Origin of the sequence: Nostoc spongiaeforme FACHB-130 (assembly GCF_014698475.1) — a bacterium.
GTDB classification, from domain to species: Bacteria; Cyanobacteriota; Cyanobacteriia; order Cyanobacteriales; family Nostocaceae; genus Nostoc_B; species Nostoc_B spongiaeforme.
The window spans coordinates 1-8,970 of the sequence record NZ_JACJTB010000090.1 but is presented as its reverse complement, the minus strand read 5'-3'; the positions used below and the strand labels follow the sequence as shown (position 1 = coordinate 8,970).

The window sequence follows — 8,970 nt, the reverse complement described above, 5'->3', positions numbered from 1 at the left end:
CCCCTTAGACTTGGCTGCTGGTGAAGTTGCTCCTGTTGCTATCTCTGCTCCTGCTATCAATGGTTAATCTTCTGAGATAGAAGTAAGCAATAACTAATTAATCAAAGGCGCTCCCCGTGAAGAGAGCGCCTTTTTAATATGATGCGATCGCACTTCAACTACATCATCATTAAAGGCGATCGCACTCCAACATTTTCACCGCACTAGCCAATCTACTGTGTGTGCTTCGGTAATATCTGGAACTTCTAGACGCTGCTTTAATTTATACAGCACCTTTTCGGGAAGTTTAGCATGAGTGGGGCGATCGCAATTTCTTTGCAGCAATTCATCCCAAGGGGCTTCTAAATAAACAATGCGAATGTTGGCTTGATAATTAGCAAATAAACGAGTTAACATCCCTCGCAATTGCCGACTAATGTTAGTTGCATTCCACACAAAACATTGACCATCGCGCATATATTCTTTGGCTATGGTTTTGGCTGCATTTATGACTGCACCTTGGTCTTCTTCAGGGCTGATATTCATTTGCTTTCGCAGTGCGTCTAACGAAATTACCCGCCAGTCAGGTAGATTTTCTTTTATCCAAGTATCTTTCCCTGCACCCGGTAAACCAGACATCATCAATACCCCAAAGCGTGTATCATCATAAGCTGCATAGTCTGGGTTGCCATTTTCTTTTTGAAAATACACAAACCGACTGTGGGCGGAAGGAAATGCACGCGGTTGGTCAAAACATTGGTTTTCTTGACAAAACTCGCGGAAAAACTCAATTCGTTCTAGTAATTGTGCTTGGTCGTTGCAGTAACGTCCCCGCACATCTGCTTCGGCGAGTAAACCCAGCATATCGCAACGGATGATTTGACTGGCTTTGATTACCGCCCGTTCGGGGTTTGGTTTATCCCAAAACCACAGAGGTAAACTGCCATATTTCACCAAAGCCACAACCGCTTCCCGTTCTGCAAATGGTACATTTAAATCCCAAAGAATTTCCTGTGCCATTTTCGCCCCTTGCAGGACGTGACCTTTAGAAGAAACTGCGCCATCTGTTGCTATTTGAGTGGCGGCGGGTTTGGCGACATCATGTAATAAAGCTGCGGCGAATAACACAGAACGTTCTTTAGGTGGTAATGTTCGCCATTGGGGTAAAGCGACTAATGCTTCACATACAAGTTTTGTATGAGTGAGAACATTCCCCTCAGCATGATAACGCGGGTCTTGGGGACAATCAGCAAGCGATCGCAACCAATCAAATTTTGCTTCTAACGCTGACCAGTTAATTGTCCATTCATCTTCATTAGGACAATTAGGAAATGTCCAATCTTGAACCAAAGCATTCATAATTATTACCTGTAAACTAGATGATTTTTGCCTCACGCAGAGACGCGGAGGCGCGGAGAATAAGAGTTTGAGAGATGAATTCGCCCAGTTAAGCAAACAAATCTGCACCAGGATGCAGTTGATTTGGAATTATTGGGCGGTTTAGCCAATGTCCATCGGACTGCTGAATGGTGGTTAAAAAGCTGGAACGCACATATTTATAACGGGCTGTTACCGTTGCTTGTGGCTCGACTTTAATATATAAACCTTCCATCAAAGCACTTTGGTCAGTTTGTTTGAGGGAACGTTCGACATCTAAGCCTTGTTCCAGACAAATTCGTTGGAAACGCTGCAAATGTGCAGGGGTTTGATAATGGGATTTTTGCAGCAGCGCGATGAGTTGTTGATAAGATTGCAGTTCGCCAGCAAACAACACAGGTACAGAAACTAAAGGTAAATCTGCAAGTAACTCCTGGCGGTTTTTGGTGCTGAGAAAAACTTGCTGTTCTAAATCCAGCACATCGTATTCTAGGAAGTAATGGGGTAAAGCATCGTAAAAGACTGTGTGCTTGGCATACAGCCATTCACCAAAGAGAATGAACCGATTCCCCAAGACTTCCCAAAATGCGGCGGCGTGAGTATGCGCCCACTGTTTAAATAAGTTAAAGTGCTTTTCTCTTGCACCACCTGTTAAATAATGTCCACGGCTTTGCAATTTGAGTTGTCCATCGCAGGTAAAGCTAATAGCGGCGTTTGCGCCATCGACTTTTTCTTCCACGACTACATACTGATTTTTAATTGCGCTAAAGGGAACGCTGTCTAAATCTTCATCCCCAGGCTGCAACCGCGAACCCTGGATGTGATGGGTACGCGGATATTTATAAATTTTTTCCATGACTTTTTTACCTTGGTGACTGCAATCAAATAACAGCGTGGCGAACTTTCAACGAATCAAGAGAGGATTTTTGCATTCGCCAGTGAAATGAATTTGATTGAGACTGAAGGACTACATAAGCTTTTACCGTAGTTTTCCAAGGAATGTATTTTAATAATTACATACTTCACAAGCAGCCGCAGCGTTTTTGGAAATAGAGCGTGGTTGATAGTTTAGCCCTTCTCCGTGTCGCCGAAGGGTTGGGGTGAGGTCAAAAAACACTTGTTGAATTGACGGTGATTTAAGGTTGATTGTTGTTTGAACCGGAGTTAGAAGCGTTACTAAATAACCAAGCTAAAAGATTAGCAACTGTGGCTGCACCAGCAGAGAACAAAGCAATAATGGCATCACGGGGTAAAAAGCCATCTAACCAACTACCTTGGATTTTAGACACGGGGAAATCTTGATCTAGTCCGATTTGAATTTGGGTAGTTCTGCCAGAAAAGCGGGCTTCTATGCCTTTGTTGGGGATAATTTGCAGATGGCGGATAAGTTGAATATTGAGCGGTTTATTTGGGTTTTCGCCCATGAGGAACTGATTTTGTTTAATTTCTTGTTCTTGTCCTGCCATGCGGATTTTGCCTTCTACAATGGCAGAAATATATAAATCTTCTCGGCTATCATTGGCGTTTCTATCTACATATAAAAATTTGACATCTTTGGTATCTATCTTTCCTCTAAACCATTGGGGAATGTTATCTTTAAGAGATTTGTTTAATGTGATATGAATACTAGTATTTTTTTGGATTTGTAACAGTAGTTCTTTGTTATTTGGATTCACAATAAATTCTAGCGGTACTTGTTCATCAAATTCATTTGGTAGTTTTACTCCTGGTAACTTATAACGTTCTAAAGTAACTTTTAGGGGTTCTTCGCCTAAATATAACTCTAGTGTATTTGGATTGCTGTTGGGATTAGGTTGTAAATCAAAGGCTAATTGCTGACGCTGAAAATCATAATTTAGTTCATTGATTTTTGTCCCTGGTTCTAAGCGCAACTTAGTTAATTCAATTGTGCTGGTTGCTTGGGGATTTACTGGTGTAATTATCCATCTGCTTTTGCGGTCTTTAAGTTGGATTTTTACAGAGTTTAAGTTATTAATTGCTGGTAAGGTTTGACTTTGAAAGCTGCCTGTAAAAGTTAGAGTTTGGATACCTTCATTTTCTAATTCTTTAATGTTACGAATATTTTGAATAAAAATTTTTGGTTGCTGTCCGTTATAGGTAAAGTTTATTTGTTGAGCAGTGAGATTACCTTCAAATCTGTGATTTCCTGGGATAATTGCGGCTGAAGTGATGATACTGCAAATTAAAAACACTAAAAGAACTATAAAAAATCTTTTGTGCTTATCTAGATATTTTTTTATAAATTGAAAATATTGGTTAATTTTAGTAACACATAGCTTAATAAACCTTACTAATTTAGACAGGTTTAAATTCCGAATTTTATTAATGATGAAAATGATAAATTTGAAAGGTTTGCCCTTGGCTTTTTGCCTATGTGCCATGATTTATTTTAACCAATTGGGGTTATGTTCAAAGTCTATTCGTCTTTCGAGGCGTTCGCTTGGTTGATTGCTTTGTTCAATAAAGGCAACGTAGTGTACTTGATAGCGTCCGGCTGGGGCGTTGCGTCCATCCCAGGTAAAGATAGTTTCTCCATTTTTGGGGTTTAATTTGGGAGCAGTATAGATTGGTTTCTGATTTGGGGAAAGAATTTTAAAGCTGGTGAATTTGACTCGACTTTCGGAATAAAAGGTAAATTCATACTTACCAGAAGATTGCCCTAAAATAACTGGAACATAAACTTTTTGCGAACCAAGTAGATAAGATGCTGAAGCGCGGAGGCTGTTTGCAGGGATGTTTGCTTGTGTGAGGACGTAAGTATTCCAGCTAAAGCGAAAACGTGAATTATTGTTAGACAATAATAAGTCATCTAATTGATAGCGATAATTATCACCGAAAGATTGAACGATTACCTGGGGATTTTTACCGCCACGAATTTGAGGAACTTGTAATGTCAGGGTTTTGCCGTAACTAGCAATGTTGCGGGTGACAATGGAAATTAAAGTTAAGCTATTACCGCTTAATAGTTCTTCTTTGATACCTTCGCACCGTTGCGGTGGTTGGCGGCGGATGTAGTCGGTACTGCGGGGATTTCCTGGTGAACAATTAGCAGCAACGGGTAGATGGGTGAGGTTGAGGATTAAGAGACTGGTAAGAATAATTTTGTAATTCATGGTTTGTTTAATGTTGGTGACGGAAAACTTTTGATCCCCCTAAATCCCCCTTAAAAAGGGGGACTTTGATTCTTGTTCCCCCCTTTTCAAGGGGGGTTAGGGGGGATCTTGATATAGCTTGATAGTTTACTAACATCATTTAAAGCTAATATTCCAGGTGGAAAGTTGTTTTTTAATTTCAGATATAGGGTATGCTAAATTGCGGGTTTCGCCTGTTTTACGGGCGTAAACTATGCCGACGAGCCGATTTTGGGAGTCGAGGACGGGACTACCAGAAAAACCGGGTTTGAGTGTGGCTTCGGATATTTCTAGTTGTTGGTTTTGAGAGTTATTGATTTTGCCTGATTGTACAGACCAAGATTTATCTTCACCCCGTTGTGCAGAATGACCGATAATTTGAACGGGCATTTTGGGGTTAATGGCAGTAGCAGAGATGGGTAAGGGTTTGATATCTTCTGGAACATTATCGGTAATTTCCAAAATTGCTAAATCGAGTTTATTTGTAGTAATTATTTTCAACGGCTTGGCGTTGCGCCGCATTCGCACACGGTCTGGTGGTGGTGAACTGAAAAATTCTACTTGAATATTTTTACCTTGTTCGTTGCCATCAAAAATTACATGACGGTTGGTAAGGATTAATGTGCGGTTGTCTTCTCGCTGAATAACTATGCCAGTACCAATCTCTGTTCCCTGGCGTTCGCTGTTGAAAAACTCGGCAGTGATGAGAACCACAGAACGCTTAACGGGTAATTTGGGGTCATTTTTGGGCAACCATTGGCGATCGTCTTCTACACTGGCTAGTTTATTCTGTTGTTCAGTCCATAATCGCCGTGCTTCTCTATTGTTGTTGCTGGCATAAATAAAATTGGGGTCTAGTTCTTCTGACTTGTCGAAATGTTCTATGGCTTGTTTCAGTTTCCCTTGGTCTTGGAATACTAGACCCAAATTATTGTTAGCAGCAGTATGAGCAGTGGGAACAGTGGGAGAAATTGAAGTAGTTGAAGTAGTGTTTTCTGGTAATGTTAGAGCTTTTTTGTAGGCGGCAATTGCTTCATTTAATTTGTTTTGCCATCTTAGGGCAACGCCGAGATTATTGTAAGCACCAGTATAGTTAGGGTTGAGTTGAATTGCTTTTTTGTAGGCGGCAACTGCTGAATCTAATTTGTTTTGGTAACTCAGGGCAATGCCGAGATTGTTGTAAGCTTCAGCAAGGTTAGGGTCAAGTTGAATTGTTTTTTGGAAGGCGGCGACGGCAGCATCTAATTTGTTTTGCTCTCTCAGGGCATTGCCGAGATTATTGTAAGCAGTGGCATAATTAGGGTTGAGTTGAATCGCTTTTTCGTAGGCGGCGACGGCGGCATCTAATTTCTTTTGCTCTCTCAGGGCATTGCCGAGACCGTTGTAAGCATGGGCAGAACTAGAGTCAAGTTGAATGGCTTTTTGGAAGGCGGCGACGGTAGCATCTAATTTCTTTTGGTAGTATAGGGTAATGCCGAGATTGTAGTAAGCAGCAGCATAGTTAGGGTTGAGTTGAATTGCTTTTTCGTAAGCGGCGACGGCGGCATCTAATTTCTTTTGGTTGTTCAGGGCATTGCCAAGAAGATTGTGTGTTTTTGCCTCTGTTGGGTTGAGTTGAACAGATTTTTGACAAGCTGCTATTGCTGCATCTATTTTATTCTGATCATCTAGAACATCACATAGTTTGTAGTAAGCAGTGGCGTTATTCGGCTCAATTTCAATAATCTGGCGATATGCTGCCTCTGATTCCGCGTATTTACCCGCTTGCTGGGCGGCGTTGCCTTGTTCAAATAACTGTTCAATACTGGTTTGAGCAACTACAAGCCGGGGTGTGGTTGCTAGATATAAGATTAAGAATAAGTTGGTAATTAGGCGATGACCGCGCATAAGAAAGCATGGGCTTTCTTATATTCTACTAGTACTTACGTGAAATTTACCATGCAGCAGGTAAGCATTTGATACTGGTAAATCAGTCTTGCAGAGAAAAAAGATGTGCGATTACTCTGAAAGCCTGTCATTACGTTCGCGTAGCGTCTCGCAGAGAGGAGGAACGACAAAGCAATCGCCAAAATTACCGGATTATGCGATTACTTCGCTCCGTTATCACTGCGCTCGTAATGACAATTTAAGGAGTCTATAACGCTTGAAACCCTTGCAAATACCACTTGTGTGTACACCGTAGCTTTTTAAGGGGGTCGCCGTAGGCGGGGGGATCTGAATTTTGGATTGCCCAAAGTTGATCGCAATTATAGGTTTTGTGTACGCAATTGTTATTTCGGCGTACGCATTTGTTATTTTTGTGTATGCAATTATAGATTTTGTGTATGCAATTGTTATTTCGGCGTACACATTTGTTATTTTTGTGTACGCAATTGTTATTTCGGCGTACGCAATTGTTATTTTTGTGTATGCAATTATAGATTTTGCGAATGCAATTGTTATTTCGGCATACGCATTTGTTATTTTTGCGATGACGTTTGCTGTTTATACTTATGCCAAAATTATCAATCGGCATCAAAAATGGGTAAAAACACAGGTTTTATAAACATTTCATGAAACTTTTAAATAAATAAATCCACAAACTTACTCATCTCAGGTAAAAGGTTACTCAATTATTTTGAAAACAGTTATCAGTTATCAGTTATCAATCACTGTTCACTGTTCACTGTTTACTGTTCACTGTTCACTGTTCACTGTTCACTGTTCACTGTTCACTGTTCACTGTTTACTGTTCACTGTTCACTGTTCACTGTTAAAAAAGGATGCCTCATGGCTTTAAAAACTCGTCGTTCTGCTGCTGTTGAAAAAGCCCAACTTCGTCTTGCTTTGCTGAAATCTATTAGTGAAAATTTAGATTTAGGACATGGATTAACAATAGAAGCTTACAACAATCTCATCAATAATACCCGTGCCATCCTAGAATCTCATAATACGCTGGTGTCCAATCTGGAAGAATCGCGCAAAACATTAACTCAAATGGACAAAGCCCTCTCGGAAATGTCTGAAAGAATGCTAAGTGGTGTTGCAACTGTCTACGGCAGAAATAGTATGGAGTATTCTAAAGCTGGTGGTTCTAATCGAAAACGCAGTCGACAATCTACTCCTAAAGTTACTCCAGTTGCGGCGGTTGTTGCTAATCAACCTACTCAAGCTGTGATTGAAAATTCATCAACTAACGGTAACGGTACAACTCCTTTGCTGCAATAGTCCATGTTCGTGTTTAGTGAAAGACTTATCATTAAGGCCACAGGGGGGCAGGGGGGCAGAGGAGTAGGGGAGATGGAGAAAAAACCAATTCAAAATCATCAAGACTTGAAGGTTTATCAAATGGCATTTGATGCAGCCATGAAAATCTTTGAAATCTCTAAAAAGTTTAATTTAGAGGAACGATATTCTTTAACTGATCAAATTCGTAGATCATCTCGTTCTGTTTGTGCAAATTTGGCGGAGGCTTGGAGAAAGCGTCGATATGAGGCGGCTTTTTTAGCTAAACTGAATGACTGTTAGGCAGAAGCAGCAGAAACACAAACATGGATTGAATTTGCCGTGAAGTGCCATTATATGGATGTTGAATCAGGTAGAGAGTTATATAGAATCTACAACAAAATCTTAGGTAGTTTGGTAAATATGATTACTAACCCCTCACCTTGGCTAATGAAGCGTTAACTCCCCTGTCCCCCTGCTCCCCTGCCCCCTTGCACTAATTCTCAACGTTCCAGCCGAGGGCTGTAGCGACTTCATTAGCTAATTCTAGGGGGTTGAATGGTTTAGCGATCGCTGTTACTATACCCATCTGAGCATAACGACGGCGATCGCTGGCTTGGATTTTAGCGGTTAATAAAATTACGGGAATTTCTTTTGTGGCTGCATTGGCTTGGAGTTGCTCAAAGGTGGTGATTCCATCCATATCAGGCATCATCACATCAAGTAAAATTGCATCTGGCTGATAAGTCTCGGCTTGGGTAATACCTTCTTTGCCAGAACTCGCTGTCACTACATCCCAACCAGCGACGGTTTCTAAACAAATTTTGGCAACTTCTTGAATATACTGTTCGTTATCTACAACAAGAATCCGTTTTACTGCCATAATTCATACCAATATATAAGTAGATGGGTGGAAAAATTTATCGTTAAGGTAAGGCAGGAGGCGGGAGGGAAGAGGATTTTAGGCTCATTAATTTTTCTTAATATATAGCGTTTCTTACTTGCTTGTAATACAGTCGGAACCCCACCCCGCATTTGCTAACGCAAACGCTCCCCTCCCCGCTTGCCTACGGTGTACACACAAGTGGTAGCTGCAAGGGTTTCAGGCATAACAGACCAGTTAAATTAAGTTGTACACATAAATAGATGTCTATTAGTAAGACAAGGAAAGTGAGGAGAAAAAACAGATGGAAAACCCAATTTTAATTCATGCACAAGAGTCTCAGGGGAAAACATTCGGCGACCCCAGGCTGGTAAA

At 40.9% G+C, this 8,970-nt stretch carries 7 protein-coding genes and 2 pseudogenes; 3 read left to right on the top strand and 6 right to left on the bottom strand.

The features are described 5' to 3' along the window. A pseudogene (locus H6G74_RS30655) lies at positions 1-67 on the top strand (photosystem II protein D1); the annotation flags it as partial. A 128-nt stretch (positions 68-195) separates the two neighbouring features. Here the strand turns inward: H6G74_RS30655 and H6G74_RS30650 are convergent. From H6G74_RS30650 to H6G74_RS30630, 5 genes are all read right to left on the bottom strand, one after another. Continuing rightward, on the bottom strand, positions 196-1,338 hold the full coding sequence (locus H6G74_RS30650) for an AAA family ATPase (RefSeq protein WP_190971272.1): 1,143 nt from the start codon (positions 1,336-1,338) through the stop codon (positions 196-198). 88 nt (positions 1,339-1,426) lie between these two features. Further along, positions 1,427-2,212 carry an RNA ligase family protein gene (locus tag H6G74_RS30645; RefSeq protein WP_190971271.1) on the bottom strand — a complete coding sequence of 262 codons (786 nt, stop codon included), beginning with the start codon at positions 2,210-2,212 and terminating at the stop codon, positions 1,427-1,429. Positions 2,213-2,492: 280 nt separating this feature from the next. Beyond that, positions 2,493-3,758, bottom strand: coding sequence for a hypothetical protein (locus tag H6G74_RS30640; RefSeq protein WP_190971270.1), 1,266 nt, complete (start codon positions 3,756-3,758; stop codon positions 2,493-2,495). A 3-nt stretch (positions 3,759-3,761) separates the two neighbouring features. Further along, positions 3,762-4,490 carry a hypothetical protein gene (locus H6G74_RS30635; protein WP_190971269.1) on the bottom strand — a complete coding sequence of 243 codons (729 nt, stop codon included), beginning with the start codon at positions 4,488-4,490 and terminating at the stop codon, positions 3,762-3,764. Positions 4,491-4,625: 135 nt separating this feature from the next. Continuing rightward, positions 4,626-6,395: a tetratricopeptide repeat protein gene (locus H6G74_RS30630; protein ID WP_190971268.1), complete on the bottom strand. Its 1,770-nt coding sequence runs from the start codon at positions 6,393-6,395 to the stop codon at positions 4,626-4,628. Positions 6,396-7,277: 882 nt separating this feature from the next. Here H6G74_RS30630 and H6G74_RS30625 point away from each other — a divergent pair. Both H6G74_RS30625 and H6G74_RS30620 read left to right on the top strand, forming a co-directional pair. After that, entirely contained in the window at positions 7,278-7,715 is a 438-nt protein-coding gene (locus tag H6G74_RS30625; RefSeq protein WP_190971267.1) for a hypothetical protein, read from the top strand. A 72-nt stretch (positions 7,716-7,787) separates the two neighbouring features. Further along, positions 7,788-8,174 (top strand): annotated as a pseudogene (locus H6G74_RS30620) (four helix bundle protein). Positions 8,175-8,208: 34 nt separating this feature from the next. On the opposite strand, the gene H6G74_RS30615 reads toward H6G74_RS30620, so the two are convergent. Further along, on the bottom strand, positions 8,209-8,595 hold the full coding sequence (locus H6G74_RS30615; protein WP_190971266.1) for a response regulator: 387 nt from the start codon (positions 8,593-8,595) through the stop codon (positions 8,209-8,211). Between the last annotated feature and the right edge of the window lie 375 nt (positions 8,596-8,970).